This is a genomic window from Conexibacter woesei DSM 14684 (assembly GCF_000025265.1).
GTDB lineage: Bacteria > Actinomycetota > Thermoleophilia > Solirubrobacterales > Solirubrobacteraceae > Conexibacter > Conexibacter woesei.
Genome location: NC_013739.1, coordinates 1,569,667 through 1,583,700, shown reverse-complemented (window position 1 = coordinate 1,583,700; position 14,034 = coordinate 1,569,667). Strand labels below are relative to the sequence as shown.

General features: G+C 72.8%; 13 protein-coding genes. 9 read left to right on the top strand and 4 right to left on the bottom strand.

What is annotated here, in order from left to right:
• The first annotated feature begins 21 nt into the window (after positions 1-21).
• The 4 genes from CWOE_RS07485 to CWOE_RS07470 all read left to right on the top strand — a co-directional run bounded on the left by CWOE_RS07485 (position 22) and on the right by CWOE_RS07470 (position 1,706).
• A complete protein-coding gene (locus tag CWOE_RS07485) occupies positions 22-444 on the top strand; it encodes a DUF7144 family membrane protein (protein WP_148260930.1) in 423 nt (140 codons plus the stop codon).
• 11 nt (positions 445-455) lie between these two features.
• Positions 456-803, top strand: a complete 348-nt coding sequence (locus tag CWOE_RS07480; RefSeq protein WP_012932975.1) for a carboxymuconolactone decarboxylase family protein — start codon at positions 456-458, stop codon at positions 801-803.
• Between the two features lie 2 nt (positions 804-805).
• The gene (locus tag CWOE_RS07475; RefSeq protein WP_012932974.1) at positions 806-1,135 is read left to right on the top strand and encodes an SHOCT domain-containing protein; all 330 of its coding nucleotides are present in this window, start codon (positions 806-808) and stop codon (positions 1,133-1,135) included.
• Between the two features lie 118 nt (positions 1,136-1,253).
• On the top strand, positions 1,254-1,706 hold the full coding sequence (locus CWOE_RS07470) for a tautomerase family protein (RefSeq protein ID WP_012932973.1): 453 nt from the start codon (positions 1,254-1,256) through the stop codon (positions 1,704-1,706).
• Here the strand turns inward: CWOE_RS07470 and CWOE_RS07465 are convergent.
• Entirely contained in the window at positions 1,703-2,299 is a 597-nt protein-coding gene (locus CWOE_RS07465; protein WP_012932972.1) for a TetR/AcrR family transcriptional regulator, read from the bottom strand. The genes CWOE_RS07470 and CWOE_RS07465 overlap by 4 nt on opposite strands.
• On the bottom strand, positions 2,286-2,957 hold the full coding sequence (locus tag CWOE_RS07460; protein WP_012932971.1) for a hypothetical protein: 672 nt from the start codon (positions 2,955-2,957) through the stop codon (positions 2,286-2,288). Before CWOE_RS07460 ends, CWOE_RS07465 begins: the two co-directional genes overlap by 14 nt.
• Before the next feature lie 96 nt (positions 2,958-3,053).
• Between CWOE_RS07460 and CWOE_RS07455 the strand changes: the two genes are divergently transcribed.
• The 4 genes from CWOE_RS07455 to narI are packed head-to-tail and all read left to right on the top strand — an operon-like array spanning position 3,054 to position 10,763.
• Positions 3,054-6,800 (top strand): nitrate reductase subunit alpha, encoded by a 3,747-nt coding sequence (locus tag CWOE_RS07455; protein WP_012932970.1) that lies wholly within the window; start codon positions 3,054-3,056, stop codon positions 6,798-6,800.
• Positions 6,800-8,359, top strand: a complete 1,560-nt coding sequence (gene narH, locus CWOE_RS07450) for a nitrate reductase subunit beta (RefSeq protein ID WP_012932969.1) — start codon at positions 6,800-6,802, stop codon at positions 8,357-8,359. The genes CWOE_RS07455 and narH overlap by 1 nt, the downstream gene beginning before the upstream one ends.
• Positions 8,356-9,009 carry a nitrate reductase molybdenum cofactor assembly chaperone gene (gene narJ, locus CWOE_RS07445; protein WP_012932968.1) on the top strand — a complete coding sequence of 218 codons (654 nt, stop codon included), beginning with the start codon at positions 8,356-8,358 and terminating at the stop codon, positions 9,007-9,009. The genes narH and narJ overlap by 4 nt, the downstream gene beginning before the upstream one ends.
• Complete coding sequence (gene narI / locus CWOE_RS31895) at positions 9,006-10,763, top strand: respiratory nitrate reductase subunit gamma (RefSeq protein WP_012932967.1); 1,758 nt, start codon at positions 9,006-9,008, stop codon at positions 10,761-10,763. The genes narJ and narI overlap by 4 nt, the downstream gene beginning before the upstream one ends.
• 43 nt (positions 10,764-10,806) lie before the next feature.
• Here the strand turns inward: narI and CWOE_RS07435 are convergent, their stop codons facing one another.
• Positions 10,807-12,054 (bottom strand): winged helix-turn-helix domain-containing protein, encoded by a 1,248-nt coding sequence (locus CWOE_RS07435; protein ID WP_012932966.1) that lies wholly within the window; start codon positions 12,052-12,054, stop codon positions 10,807-10,809.
• A gap of 33 nt (positions 12,055-12,087) precedes the next feature.
• On the bottom strand, positions 12,088-13,527 hold the full coding sequence (locus CWOE_RS07430) for an MFS transporter (RefSeq protein ID WP_148260929.1): 1,440 nt from the start codon (positions 13,525-13,527) through the stop codon (positions 12,088-12,090).
• Positions 13,528-13,598: 71 nt separating this feature from the next.
• Between CWOE_RS07430 and CWOE_RS07425 the strand changes: the two genes are divergently transcribed.
• The gene (locus CWOE_RS07425) at positions 13,599-14,018 is read left to right on the top strand and encodes a MarR family winged helix-turn-helix transcriptional regulator (RefSeq protein WP_012932964.1); all 420 of its coding nucleotides are present in this window, start codon (positions 13,599-13,601) and stop codon (positions 14,016-14,018) included.
• Positions 14,019-14,034 lie beyond the last annotated feature (16 nt).

Sequence of the window (14,034 nt, the reverse complement as noted above, 5' to 3'; positions counted from 1 at the left end):
GGTGTCCATGCTTCCGGCGGCGTGCCTGCGCCGACTCCGCGATCCGACGTCTCGGCGAGCGCCGAGTCCCACCTCAGCGGGTGGGTCATGTTCGCGGGGACGATGCTGTTGATGGTCGCGACGCTGAACATCATCTACGGCATCGGCGCGATCGACGATTCGACGTTCTTCGTCAACGACGCGAAGTACGTCTTCAGCGACCTCAACACCTGGGGCTGGATCGTCCTCGTGACCGGTTGTCTTCAGATGCTGGCGGCGTTCGGCGTGTGGGCCCGCAACAGCATCGCGACGTGGGCGGGCATCGCCTTCGCGTGCATCAACGCGATCGTCCAGCTGCTGATGCTGCCGGCCTATCCGTTCCTGTCGCTGGCGCTGTTCTCGATCAACCTGCTCGTGATCTACGGACTCGCCGTCCACGGCGGTCACGCCGACGACGCCGTCTAGGAGGAGCGACCATGTCCGCCGTCACCCCCGATTCCGCCGACCTGCTGAGACGCGTCGCCGTCGGCGAGCTGGCCGTGCTCGATACGGCGCTCGGACTGCGCGAGACGCAGATGGAGGCGACCGGGCTCGATCCGCGCACGTTCGCGCTCGTCAAGATCGCGGCGCTGATCGCGCTCGACGCGCCGCCGGCCTCCTACGCCTGGCAGGTCGCCAACGCGCTGGAGGACGGCGCGACGGGCGACGACGTGCTCGGCGTGCTGCGGGCGGTCGCGCCGCAGGTCGGCGGCCCGCGGGTCGTCGCCGCCGCGCCCGAGATCATGCTCGCGCTCGGCCTCGCGCTGCCTGAGGAGGTGGCCTGACCATGCCGCTCGGCCGCCGCCGTCCCCTGCTGCGCGCCGCCGCCGTCGGCGGCGGCGCCTACGTCGCGGGCAAGCGCAACGCCGCCTCGCGGCAGCGCGAGGAGGAGCAGGAGGAGCGTCTGTCGGGCCTCGAGCAGCAGCAGGCCGCTGCCGCGCCTGCGCCCGCGGCCGCGCCGCCGCCCGCCGCCGCGCCCGCCCCGGCCGCGGCAGCTCCCGCCGCTGGCTCCGCGGACCTGATCACGCAGCTTCAGCAGCTCGGGCAGCTGCGCGACCAGGGCGTGCTGACCGAGGAGGAGTTCGCGCAGCAGAAGGCGCGGCTGCTGGGCAGCTGATCCGGGCAGGCCGAGGGACCGACCGCTCCGCGCCGCCGCCGCGCGGGAGCGGTTGCAGCTTGCCAATAGGACGATCGTCTTAGTAGCCTCCCGGGAAACCGGACGATCGGAGCTGGACATGCCCGTGATGGACGTCACCTATCCCGTCGGCGCGCTGACGGACGCGGCGCGCGCGACGCTCGTCGAGGAGCTGACGACGGTGCTGCTGCGCGCCGAGCGCGCGCCGGACACGGAGTTCTTCCGCAACGTCACGTGGGTCTACCTGCACGAGCTGCCGGGCGAGGCGGTGCTGTCTGCCGGCCGCCCGGTCACCGCGCCGACGTTCCGCGTCGACGTGACGGTGCCGGCGGGCGCGCTGTCGGACCGGCGCAAGCAGGAGCTGGTCGGCGAGGCGACGAGACGGGTGCTCGACGCCGCCGGCCTGACGCAGGAGCACGCGCTGCGCGTGATGGTGCTGATCCGCGACGTGCCCGAGGGCAACTGGGGTGCCGCCGGCACCGTGATCCAGTTCGAGCAGCTGCGCCAGGCGGCCGCGCACGAGCGCGAGCAGGCCGCGGCCCCGACTCCCTAGCGTGCTCTCAGATACCGCGTGACGATGAAGCGCAGCGTCACGCCCTGCTCGGCGGCGACGAAGGCGGGATCGACCGCGACGCGCGAGAAGAGGCCGTCGACCAGCGCAGCGAGCCAGGTCGCGGCGGTCGGCGGGTGCAGCGCTCTGTCGATCCTGCCGGCGGCCGCGGCGCGCCGCAGCAGGCGCTCCAGGCCGTCGCGCCACTCGCGGTCGTGGCGCGTGACGAGCGCGGCGATCGCGGCGTCGCGGTGGGCCTCGGCCGCTATCTCCAGCGCGAGGCCGGCGTAGGCCGGGTCGGCGGCCAGCTCGACGACCGTGTCGAGCAGCCCGAGCAGCGCCGCGAGCGGGTCCTCGGCCGCGTCGAGCAGCGCCATGTGCGCGCGCGTCTGCTCGCCGTCGCGCTCGACCAAGGCGAGCACGATCGCCTGCTTGCTGTCGAAGTAGTGGAAGAGGTTGCCGGCGCTCATCCCGGCGCGTGCGCAGATCTCCGCCGTGCGCGTCGCGTGGAAGCCCTTCTCGGCGAAGCAGCCAGCCGCCGCGTCGAGGATCGCCTCGCGCCGAGCTGCGTGTCTGACCGGATCAACCGTCCGCATCGACGGGATCCTGCCCGTCGTGGCGGCGGCGCGCGTTCTCCTGCCGTCTTCTGCGCTTCTCGACCTCGCCGGCCGCGATGACGATCGCCACCACGATCGGCGCCCACCACTTCGCGGTGCTGAGGATCGCCTCGACCCACCCGGGCAGCGTCACGTCCGGCAGGTCGATCGACGGCAGCGGGATGCTCGGCAGGTCGACGTCCACGTCGGGCGACGGGATCGACGGGAACGGGATCCGCGGCAGCAGCAGTCCCAGCAGCGCGCCGATCCCGAGCACGCCGAACAGCAGCTTGCCGGCGGCGATCGCGACGTGGCGCGAGGCGTACAGCGCCGGGCGCTCTCTCGCCAGCGCCTCCAGCTTCTCGGCGCGGCTGCCGGCGGGCGGCGAGAACGCCAGCTCGACCGCCTGCTCCCCTTCCGCCGCGTCGAGCACGGCGATGCACTCCCTGACGCCGCCGAGCCACGTGAATCTGACCCGCACCGTGACGCCGCCGCCCGTCAGCGTCGCTCTGTCGCCCTTCGCTCTCTGCTCGTCGACCTGCTCGCCGTCGACGAACAGGCGTGACACCGTGCCGAGCCCGGCGGTCGTGGACTCCAGCTCGATTCGCTGCCCGTCGTAGGCGAGCGTCCAGCGCGCGGGCGGGTTGGGAGAGGACATGCGCCGATGATAGACCGACTGCTCGGTTAATGAAAGCGCAGAGCTCTCGCCCGCCGCCGCGGTTCCACGGGCCCGCAATCCGGGAAGACGCCTCGCATGGCGAACGGGGAGGAGCCGGCGCAGCATCCGCACCGCTCCTCCCTGCTGCTCGACGCGCACGAGTTCTTCCGCCGCGGCCCCGTCAACGCGGAGGGCTGGTCGATGCTGATCGGGCGCGACCGCCATTGGGAGCGCTCCTACCGCGACCGCTGGGCGCACGACAAGGTCGTCCGCTCCACCCACGGCGTCAACTGCACCGGCTCGTGCTCGTGGAACGTCTACGTCAAGGAGGGGATCATCACCTGGGAGACCCAGGCGACCGACTACCCCTCGATGGGTCCGGAGATGCCGGACCACGAGCCGCGCGGCTGCCCCCGCGGCGCCTCCTTCTCCTGGTACACGTACTCGCCGCTGCGGCTCAAGCACCCGCTGATCCGCGGCTCGCTGCTGGAGCTGTACCGCGCGGCGAAGGAGGAGCACGACGGCGATCCCGTCGCCGCCTGGGCGAGCATCCAGGACGACCCCGACGCGCGCGCCCTCTACCAGCGCCAGCGCGGCAAGGGCGGCTTCGTGCGCGCGAGCTGGGAGGAGGCGGCCGAGCTGATCGCCGCCGCGCACGTCCACACGATCGCAGCGCACGGGCCCGACCGCGTCGTCGGCTTCACGCCGCTGCCGGCGATGTCGCCCGTCTCGTTCGCCTCCGGCAGCCGCTTCATCAGCCTGATCGGCGGCTCGATGATCAGCTTCTACGACTGGTACGCCGACCTCCCGCCGGCCTCGCCGCAGACGTTCGGCGACCAGACCGACGTGCCCGAGTCTGCCGACTGGTGGAACTCCAGCTACCTGATCGTCTGGGGCACCAACATCCCGATCACGCGCACGCCCGACGCGCACTTCATGACCGAGGCGCGCTACAAGGGCCAGAAGGTCGTCGTCGTCTCACCCGACTACTCCGACCACACGACGTTCGCGGACGACTGGCTCCCCGCGCAGCCGGGCACCGACGGCGCGCTGGCGATGGCGATGGGCCACGTCGTGCTGAGAGAGTTCTACGTCGACCGGCAGGTCCCGCGCTTCCTCGACTACGCCAAGCGCTTCACCGACCTGCCGCTGCTCGTCACGCTCGCCGAGCGGCCCGACGGCAGCGTCGTGCCGGACCGCTTCCTGTGCGCCGACGACCTCGGCTCCGACGTCGAGAACGCCGCCTGGAAGCCGGCGCTGATCGACGCCGCGACCGGCGCCCCGGCGGTCCCGAACGGCTCCGTCGGCGACCGCTACGGCGAGGCCGGCAGAGGCAGATGGAACCTCAGGCTCGACGGGATCGACCCGCTGCTGTCGCTGCACGAGGCCCGCGAGAGCACGGCGACCGTGACGCTCGCGCGCTTCGACGTCGGCGAGACCGACGGCGGCTCCACGATGGTGCGCGGCGTGCCGGTGCGGACGGTCGCCGGGCAGCGCGTCACGACGGTCCTCGACCTGCTGCTCGCGACGTACGGCGTCGCGCGCGACGGCCTCCCCGGTGACTGGCCGCGCGACTACGACGACGCCGAGACGCCGTACACGCCCGCGTGGCAGGAGGCGATCACGTCCGTCGACCGCCACGCCGCGACGAAGGTCGCGCGCGAGTTCGCGCGCAACGCCGAGACGAGCGACGGCCGCTCGATGATCGCGATGGGCGCCGGCACCAACCACTGGTTCCACTCCGACCAGACGTACCGCTCGTTCCTCACGCTGCTGCTCGTCTGCGGCTGCGTCGGGCGCAACGGCGGCGGCTGGGCGCACTACGTCGGGCAGGAGAAGATCCGCACGTTCGTCGGCTGGCAGCAGCTCGCGATGGGGCTCGACTGGCAGCGGCCAGCACGGCTGGCGCAGGGCACGTCGTTCTTCTACGGCGCGGTCGACCAATGGCGCTACGAGCGGACCTCGCCCGAGCAGCTCGCCTCGCCCGTCGGCAGCGGCCGCTTCAGAGGCCGCCACACGATCGACGCGTTCGCGCAGGCCGTGCGGATGGGCTGGATGCCGTCCGCCCCGACGTTCGACCGCAACCCGCTCGACCTCGCCGACGAGGCGCTCGCCGCGAGCGGCGGGAGTGGCGGGAGCGGCGGGAGCGGCGACGCGGCGAGCGCGGGCGCCGTCGGCAGACACGTCGTCCAGGAGCTGCGCGCCAGACGGCTGCGCTTCGCCGCCGAGGACCCCGACGCGCCGGAGAACTGGCCGCGCGTGATGACCGTCTGGCGCTCGAACATCCTCGGCTCCTCCGCGAAGGGCCACGAGTACTTCCTGCGCCACCTGCTCGGCGTCACCGACGACACCGTCACCGCCGCCGAGTCGCCGCCGGACAAGCGCCCGCAGGAGGTCGCCTGGCGCGAGCGGGCGCCGCGCGGCAAGCTCGACCTGTTCGTCAACGTCGACTTCCGCATGACCTCGACGGCGCTGCACTCCGACGTGCTGCTGCCCGCGGCGACGTGGTACGAGAAGCACGACCTGTCGATGACGGACATGCACCCGTTCGTCCACTCGTTCAACCCCGCGGTCCCGCCGCCGTGGGAGGCGCGGACCGACTGGGACGCCTTCGGCCTGATCGCGAGAACGTTCGCCGCGCTCGCGAGCGACCGCCTCGGCGTCCGCCACGACCTCGTCGCGAGCCCGATCCTGCACGACACGCCCGGCGAGATCGCACAGCCGCACGGCCGCGTGCGCGACTGGGCGCGGGGCGAGTGCGAGCCGCTGCCGGGCGTCACGATGCCCGGCTTCAGAATCGTCGAGCGCGACTACGGCGCGGTCGCCGAGCAGTGGGCGGCCCTCGGGCCGCTGGTCGAGCGAGCCGGCTGCGCGGTCAAGGGCGCGTCGTGGAGACCGGTCGCGGAGGTCGAGTGGCTGCGGGGGCAGAACGGCCGCCCCAGACGCGACGGCGTCGCCGCCGGCCGCCCGCGCCTGGACACGGCGATCGAGGTCGCCGAGGCGATGCTGGCGATCTCCGGCGTCTCCAACGGCCGGCTCGCGCTGGAGGGCTTCCGCTCGCTGGAGGAGCGCACCGGCCTGTCACTCGCAGAGCTGGCGGAGGGCAACGTCGAACACCGGATCGACTTCGCCGACACGCAGACGCAGCCGCGGCACGTCGCGACCTCGCCCGAGTGGTCGGGGATCGACGCGCACGACCGTCGCTACGCCGCGTTCACGATCAACACCGAGCGCGACAAGCCGTGGCACACGCTCAGCGGCCGGCTGCACCTCTACCAGGACCACGAGTGGATGCTGGAGCTGGGCGAGGCGCTGCCCGCCTACCGGCCGCCGCTGCGCGCGCACGGGCTCGGCGACGGCGAGGATCTGCTCTCCAACGGCGAGCGCGAGCTGACGCTGCGCTACCTGACGCCGCACTCGAAGTGGTCGATCCACTCCGAGTACCAGGACAACCTCCACATGCTCACCCTGTTCCGCGCGGGGCCGGTGCTGTGGCTCAGCCGCGAGGACGCCGCGGCGTTGGAGATCGGCGACGACGACTGGGTCGAGGCGTACAACCGCAACGGGATCGTCTCCTGCCGCGCGGTCGTCTCGCACCGGCTGCCGGCGGGCACCTGCATGCTCTACCACGCGAAGGACCGGCACCTGAACACGCCGCGCACGGAGCTGCGCGGCAACCGCGGCGGGACCGAGAACTCGCTGACGCGGATCACGATGAAGCCGACGCACATGATCGGCGGCTACGCGCACCTGTCGTGGGGCTTCAACTACTACGGGCCGACCGGCTCCAACCGCGACGAGACGACCGTCGTGCGCAAGCGGCGCAGCGAGGTGGTGTTCTGATGCACGTCAAGGCCCAGATGGGCATGGTGATGAACCTCGACAAGTGCATCGGCTGCCACACCTGCTCGGTCACGTGCAAGCAGGTGTGGACGAACCGGCCCGGCACCGAGTACGTCTGGTTCAACAACGTCGAGACGAAGCCCGGCGTCGGCTACCCGCAGCGGTGGGCCGACCAGGAGCGCTGGAACGGCGGCTGGACGCTCGACCGCAAGGGCCGGCTGAAGCTGAAGGCGGGCGGGCAGGCGAAGAAGCTGCTGCGGATCTTCGCCAACCCCGACATGCCGGAGATCGACGACTACTACGAGCCGTGGACCTACGACTTCGGCTCGCTGATCGACGCGCCGCTGTCCGACGTCGACCCGGTCGCGACGCCGATGTCGCAGCTGACCGGCGACAGACTCGCGCCGAGATGGGGGCCGAACTGGGACGACGGGCTCGCCGGCGGCCCCGGCCACGCCGAGAGCGACCCGCACCTGCAGGGGCTCCAGGAGCAGGTGAAGATGGAGTACGAGCAGGCGTTCTACTTCTTCCTGCCGCGCATCTGCGAGCACTGCATGAATCCGTCGTGCGTCGCCTCCTGCCCCTCGGGCGCGATGTACAAGCGCGAGGAGGACGGGATCGTGCTCGTCGACCAGGAGCGCTGCCGCGGCTGGCGCTACTGCGTCTCCGGCTGCCCGTACAAGAAGGTCTACTTCAACCACGGCACCGGCAAGGCCGAGAAGTGCACGCTCTGCTACCCGCGGATCGAGCAGGGTCAGCCGACGATCTGCTCGGAGACGTGCGTCGGGCGGATCCGCTACCTCGGGCTCGTGCTCTACGACGCCGACCGCGTCGAGGAGGCCGCCTCGGTCGCCGACGAGCGCGAGCTGCTGCACGCGCAGCGCGCGATCATGCTCGACCCCGACGACCCGGAGGTGCGCGCGCAGGCGCGCCGCGACGGGATCCCCGAGGACTGGCTGGACGCCGCCTCGCGCTCGCCGGTCTACACGCTCGCGATCCGCCACGGCGTCGCGCTGCCGTTGCACCCCGAGTACCGCACGCTGCCGATGGTCTGGTACGTGCCGCCGCTCTCCCCGATCGTCAACACGCTGGAGACCGACGGCTTCGAGGCCGACCCCGACGACGTCTTCCCCGCGATCGACCACATGCGGATCCCGACCGCGTACCTGGCGAACCTGCTCGCGGCCGGCGACACCGAGGTCGTCCGCGACGTGCTCCACCGGCTCGCCGCGATGCGCGCCTACATGCGCAAGCGCGACGTGCTCGGATCGGCCGAGGAGTCGATCGCCGAGGCGGTCGGGATGACGGGCGCGGACCTGGAGGAGCTGTACCGGCTGCTGGCGATCGCGAAGTACCACGACCGCTACGTGATCCCGCTCGCGCACACCGAGATCGCCGCCGCGCTGACCGAGCAGCAGGGCACCTGCGGGCTCGACTTCGCCGGCGGGCCGGGCAACTGCGGGGCGACGACTGCGGCGGCGGATCCCGAGGAGACGCCGATGGATCGCTTCATGCTGTCCGTGACGAAGGTCGACGGCGCCAGAGGAGCGACGCCGTGAGGCGCTTCGCCGGCCGCCCCGCCGCCGACCCGCGCGCGTTCGCGGTCGCCTCGTGGCTGCTGCGCTACCCGGGCGAGCGGCTGCTCGCCGGCCGGCCCGAGCTGGCGCGCGAGGCCGCCGCGCTGCGCGACCGCCGCGTGCGCGAGCCGCTGGCGCGCTTCGCGGCGGCGTTCGCCGCCGAGCCGAGCGGGCGCGCGCTCGCCGAGCGCTGGATCGCGACGTTCGAGACGCGCAGACGCACGAGCCTCTACCTGACCTACTACACGCACGGCGACACGCGCGGCCGCGGGATGGCGCTGCTGCGGCTGCGCAAGCTCTACCGCGCCGGCGGCATGCCGATGGAGCACAGCGAGCTGCCCGACTTCCTGCCGGCGATGCTGGAGTTCGCCGGCAGCGCGCCCGACGGCTGGGGCGAGGCGCTGCTGCGCGAGCACCGGCCGGGGATCGAGCTGCTGCGGATCGCGCTGCGCGAGCAGCGCAGCCCGTACGCCGACGTCGTCGACGCGGTCGCCGTCGCGCTCGGCGCGCCCGGCGAGGGCGACCGCGCGCACCTGGAGAAGCTGCTGCGCGACGGCCCGCCGAGCGAGCAGGTCGGCGTCGAGCCGTTCGCACCGCCCGAGGTGATGCCGCGCGCGGAGGCGCCGCGGTGAGCGACGGGGCGGGCGTCTTCTGGTGGGTGATCCTGCCGTACGTCGCGATCACCGTCTTCGTCGTCGGGCACGTCTGGCGCTACCGGACCGACCAGTTCGGCTGGACCTCGCGCTCGACCCAGCTGTTCGAGCGCAGACTGCTCGGGATCGGCGCGCCGCTGTTCCACTACGGCGCGCTCGCCGCGATCGGCGGCCACGTGATCGGGATCCTGATCCCCGAGTCGTTCACCGAGTCGCTCGGCATCTCCGAGAGCGCCTACAAGGACTTCTCGACCGGCGCCGGCACGCTCGCCGCGCTCGCGACGCTGATCGGCTTCGGCCTGCTGCTCTACCGCCGCACGACGGTCAAGCGCGTGCGGCGGACGACGACGCGGGTCGACATGCTGACGTACGGCCTGCTGACCGCGCTGATCGTGCTCGGCAGCTTCCAGACGATCGGGATCAACCTGATCGGCAGCGGCTACAACTACCGCGAGGACGTCGCGCCGTGGTTCCGCGGCGTGCTGCGGCTCAACCCCGACCCGGACTTGATGCGCGGCGTCGACGCGAGCTACCAGGTGCACGCCGTGCTCGCGTGGGGGCTCTACATGCTGTGGCCGTTCAGCCGGCTCGTGCACGCGTGGAGCGTGCCGATCCAGTACCTCGGCCGCCCCGCGATCCTCTACCGCAGCCGCTACGGCGGCGCGCTGCCGGTGTTCGCGGGCGGCGCCGCTGCGGGCGGCGCGGTGGGCGCGGGCGGGCCGGGGCCTGTGCGGCGCGTCCTCGACGCGCTCCCGCCGGCTTCCGGCGGCGCGGTGATGGGGACCGGGATCGTCTCCGTCGCGCTCGCGCTCGACAGACGCACCGAGCTGTCCGAGGCGCTGATGTGGATCGCGCTCGGGATGTGGGTCGCGCTCGCGCTGCTGCTCGCCGCGCGCTTCCTCTTCCACCGCGCGCGCTTCCTCGCCGAGGCGGCGATACCAGCGTCGCTGACGGGCGTCGCCGGCACCTGCGTGCTCGGCGCGCGGCTGACCGTCTACGGCTGGGAGTGGGCAGGGATCGCGCTGCTCGCGATCGGCGGGCTGTTCCTGCTCGCGCTGTTCGGCCCGGTGTTGCAGCACTGGAGACGCCCGACCGTCGGCGCGAGCTTCCTGCTGACCGTGTCGATCCAGTCGGTCGCCGTGCTGAGCGCGACGCTCGCCGTCGCCGAGGACCGCCGCGGGCTCGTCGTGCTGGCGGCCGTGCTGCTCGTCGTGGGGATCGCCTTCTACCTGTGGGTGCTGCGCGACTTCGACCTCAGACAGCTGCTCGTCGGCAAGGGCGACCACTGGATCGCGGGCGGCGCGGTCGCGATCAGCGCGCTCGCCGCCGGCAGAGTCGTGCAGGCGATCGACAGCACCGGCGCGCTGCGCGACCTGCGCGCGGTCCTCGACGCGGTCGCCGTCGTGCTGATCGTCGCCGAGCTGATCTGGCTGCCGCTGCTGATCGCAGGCGAGATCGCGCGTCCGCGCCTGCACTTCAGCGCGCTGCGCTGGGCGACCGTCTTCCCCGTCGGGATGTACGCCGCCTCCAGCTTCACGGTCGGCGCCGTCGGCGGGCACGCCTGGATGACCGACTTCGCCGACGTCTGGATCTGGGTCGCCGTCGCGGTCTGGGCGGTCGTCGCGGTCGGGACGGTCGCGCGCGGCGCGGCGCTGCTGAGCGGCCGCGCCGAGCAGGCCGCTCCGACATCCGCGCCGCCGCGCTCGGCGCCGCCGCCGGCGGCGCGCGCCTGAGCGCCGCCTCGACCGCCGGAACCGGCCTCGCGCAGCGGCGCCGCTACTCCCGCAGCGCGGCGCTGAGCGCCGGCGCGAGGTCGCCTCTGCCGGCGACCTCCACCCCGCGCTCGAGCCCGAGCCAGCCGGCGACCGAGCGCAGCTCCGCGGCCAGCTCCGCGGCGACGCGCGCGGGCTCGGCGGCGACGTCCGGCTCCGCGTAGGCGCCCTGCACGCGCAGCACTCCGGCCTGGCGGTCGGACTTCAGGTCGACGCGCGCGACCAGCTCCTCGCCGAGCAGAAACGGCAGCACGTAGTAGCCGTGGACGCGCTTCTCGGCCGGCGTGTAGATCTCGATCCGGTAGCGGAAGCCGAAGATCCGCTCGGTCCGCGGGCGGAACCATATGAGCGAGTCGAACGGGCTCAGCAGCGCGCGAGCGGCAACGCGGCGCGGCCGCTTCGCCGCCGGCCACAGGTACGCCGGCGCGTCCCAGCCCTCGACGGTCACGGGCAGCAGCTCGCCGGCCTGCACCAGCTCCGCCACTCGCGCCTTCGACTCCGCGCGCGGGAGGCGGAAGTAGTCGCCGAGGTCGGGCTCGGTCGCGACGCCGTGGGCACGCGCGGAGACGCGCAGCAGCTCCCGCTGCGCCTCCTCGACGGTCGGCGTCGGCGTCCCGACGACCTCCGCCGGCAGCACCCGCTCGGGCAGGTCGTAGCGGCGCTCGAAGTTGACCCGCCGCGCGGCGGTCACCTGACCGGACCAGAAGAGGTACTCCAGCGCGACCTTGCCCTCGTGCCAGTTCCACATCTCGCCCGGCCGCCGTCTCGCGCGCTCCGCGGCGCTCGTGTCGTTCGCGCGGATCGGCCCCTGCTCGCGCACCAGCTCCAGCACCTCCTCGACGAGGTGCGGGTGCTCCTGCGCGATCCGCCGCATCCCGCCCCACGCGTCGGCGTCGGCGCGCGCCATCCGCCAGCGCAGGAACGGCTGCAGCTCGACCGGCACGAGCGACGCCTCGTGCGCCCAGTACTCGAACAGCTCCCGCCTGATCGGGCCGGCGGTGTGCGCGGTGAGGCGGTCGAGCGTCTCGCGCGGGTACGGCCCAATGCGCGAGAACAGCGGCATGTAGTGGGTGCGCGAGAAGACGTTGACGGAGTCGAGCTGGAGGATCCCGACCCGCTCCAGCACCCGCCGCAGGTGGCGCGCGTCGACGCGGCCGCGCGGCCGCGGATCCGCGAACCCCTGCGCCGCCAACGCGATCCGCCGCGCCGCCGCCGCGCTCAGTCTGCCGCCCGCTCCGTTCGCGCTCGCCATGCCGGCGGAGAGCCTAGCCGTACGTGCGGCCGCTCAGTGCTGCGGCGGCCGCAGCACCAGCAGCGCGACGACGACGCCGGCGGCGACGCAGCCGGCCGCGACGACGAAGGCGAGGCGGTAGCCGCCGAGCAGCGCGTCGAGCGGAGCGCGGCCGTCGGCCGCGAGCCCGTCCGTGCGCGCAGCCGAGACCGCGCCGAGCAGCGCGACCCCGACCGCGCCGGAGATCTGCGTCGAGACGTTGACGATGCCGGAGACGAGGCCGGCGTCGGCTCTCGGCGCCTGCGCGACCGCGATCGTCAGCAGCGGCAGGAAGGCGGTCCCAGCGCCGAGGCCGACGAGCGCGAAGGCGGCGAAGACGTGCGGGAAGTAGCTCGTCTGCTCCCCGACGGTGGCGAACAGGGCGAGCCCGGCGCCGGCCGCCAGCAGGCCGGCGACCGTCATCCGCTGCGGCCCGAAGCGCCCCATCAACCGTGCCGTGACGCCGAGCGACAGCGCGCCGACGACGACGGTCATCGGCAGGAACGCGAGCCCGGTGCCGAGCGCGTCGTAGCCGAGCACGTTCTGGAGGTAGAGCGCGCCGACGAAGAAGGCGGCGTACATGCCGCAGACGAGCAGCACGCGCACCGCGCTCGACGCCATCAGCCCGCCGAGCCGCAGGATCCGCAGCGGCATGATCGGGTTGGCGACGCGCGCCTCGTAGGCGAGAAAGGCCGCCAGCAGCGCGATCGCCGCGGCTCCGAGGCCGAGCGTCCGCGCCGAGCCCCAGCCGTGCTCGCCGGACGTGACGATCGCGTAGATGCCGACCATCAGCGCGAGCGTCACCAGCAGCGAGCCGAGCACGTCCACCCCGCCGCGCAGCCCGATCCCCTCGTCGTCGTCGATCAGCGCCCTGCCCGCGACGAGCGTCAGCAGGCCGATCGGGACGTTGATCAGGAAGATCCAGTGCCAGCTGATCGCCTCCGTCAACGCGCCGCCGAGCAGCAGCCCGATCGAGCCGCCGCCGACCGCGACGAACATGTAGACGCTCATCGCCTTCGCGCGGTCGTCCGGGCCGGGGAACTCGATCACGATCAGCGCGATCGTGACCGACGCCGACACCGCTGCACCGAGCCCCTGGAGGAAGCGGGCCGCGATCAGCAGCGCCGGGTCCTGTGCCAGCGCGCACAGCACGGAGGCGGCCGTGAAGAGCAGCAGACCCGCGAGGAAGACGCGTTTGCGGCCGACGAGGTCGCCGAGCCGGCCGGCCATCAGCAGGAAGCTGCCGAACGTGATCAGGTAGCCGTTGACGACCCACGTGAGGCCGGCCTGCGAGAAGCCGAGGTCGGCCTGGATCGTCGGCAGCGCGACGTTGACGATCGTCGCGTCGAGCGCGTTCATCAGCTGCGCGAAGCAGAGGACGACGAGCGCCATCCAACGGCGGCGCTCGCGCCGCTCGGCGGCGCTGGGCGGCAGCGGCAAAGTAGGACTCTCCATAAGGATCATCACTGTACCCATGATGATCATTAAGCAAGCAAGATCCTGAACGTCGCTACGATCGACATGGAATGGACGCTGAGCCGACGCAGGGACCGATGGTCCTGTTGACCCGCCTCTCGCGCCAGGTGTACAGACTCACCACCGAGGCGCGGCTCGGCATGCGCATGAAGCACTTCGTCCTGCTCAACCACGTGCGCGACCACCCGGTCACGCAGAAGGCGCTGACCGACGCGCTCTGCATGGACGCCAACAACCTCGTGCTGCTGCTCAACGAGGTCGAGGGGCTCGGCTACGTCGAGCGCCGCCGCGATCCCGCCGACCGCCGCCGCCACGTCGTCGAGATCACGGCCGCGGGCCGCCGCGCGCTGCGCAGAGGCGAGCGCGGGATGGAGAGCGTCGAGGACGACGTGCTCGGCGCGCTCGACGCCGAGCAGCGGTCCGAGCTGACCCTCCTGCTCGCCCGCGCGCTCGCCGACGACGCCGCCTAGCGACGGCCTGATCCAG

Coding starts and splice junctions, on each gene's coding strand:
- CWOE_RS07480 (WP_012932975.1), top strand. CDS start 456: ATGTCCGCCGTCACCCCCGATTCCGCCGACCTGCTGAGACGCGTCGCC.
- CWOE_RS07435 (WP_012932966.1), bottom strand. CDS start 12,054: ATGGCGAGCGCGAACGGAGCGGGCGGCAGACTGAGCGCGGCGGCGGCG.
- CWOE_RS07470 (WP_012932973.1), top strand. CDS start 1,254: ATGCCCGTGATGGACGTCACCTATCCCGTCGGCGCGCTGACGGACGCG.
- CWOE_RS07425 (WP_012932964.1), top strand. CDS start 13,599: ATGGACGCTGAGCCGACGCAGGGACCGATGGTCCTGTTGACCCGCCTC.
- CWOE_RS07430 (WP_148260929.1), bottom strand. CDS start 13,527: ATGGAGAGTCCTACTTTGCCGCTGCCGCCCAGCGCCGCCGAGCGGCGC.
- narH (WP_012932969.1), top strand. CDS start 6,800: ATGCACGTCAAGGCCCAGATGGGCATGGTGATGAACCTCGACAAGTGC.
- CWOE_RS07465 (WP_012932972.1), bottom strand. CDS start 2,299: ATGCGGACGGTTGATCCGGTCAGACACGCAGCTCGGCGCGAGGCGATC.
- CWOE_RS07455 (WP_012932970.1), top strand. CDS start 3,054: ATGGCGAACGGGGAGGAGCCGGCGCAGCATCCGCACCGCTCCTCCCTG.
- CWOE_RS07460 (WP_012932971.1), bottom strand. CDS start 2,957: ATGTCCTCTCCCAACCCGCCCGCGCGCTGGACGCTCGCCTACGACGGG.
- CWOE_RS07475 (WP_012932974.1), top strand. CDS start 806: ATGCCGCTCGGCCGCCGCCGTCCCCTGCTGCGCGCCGCCGCCGTCGGC.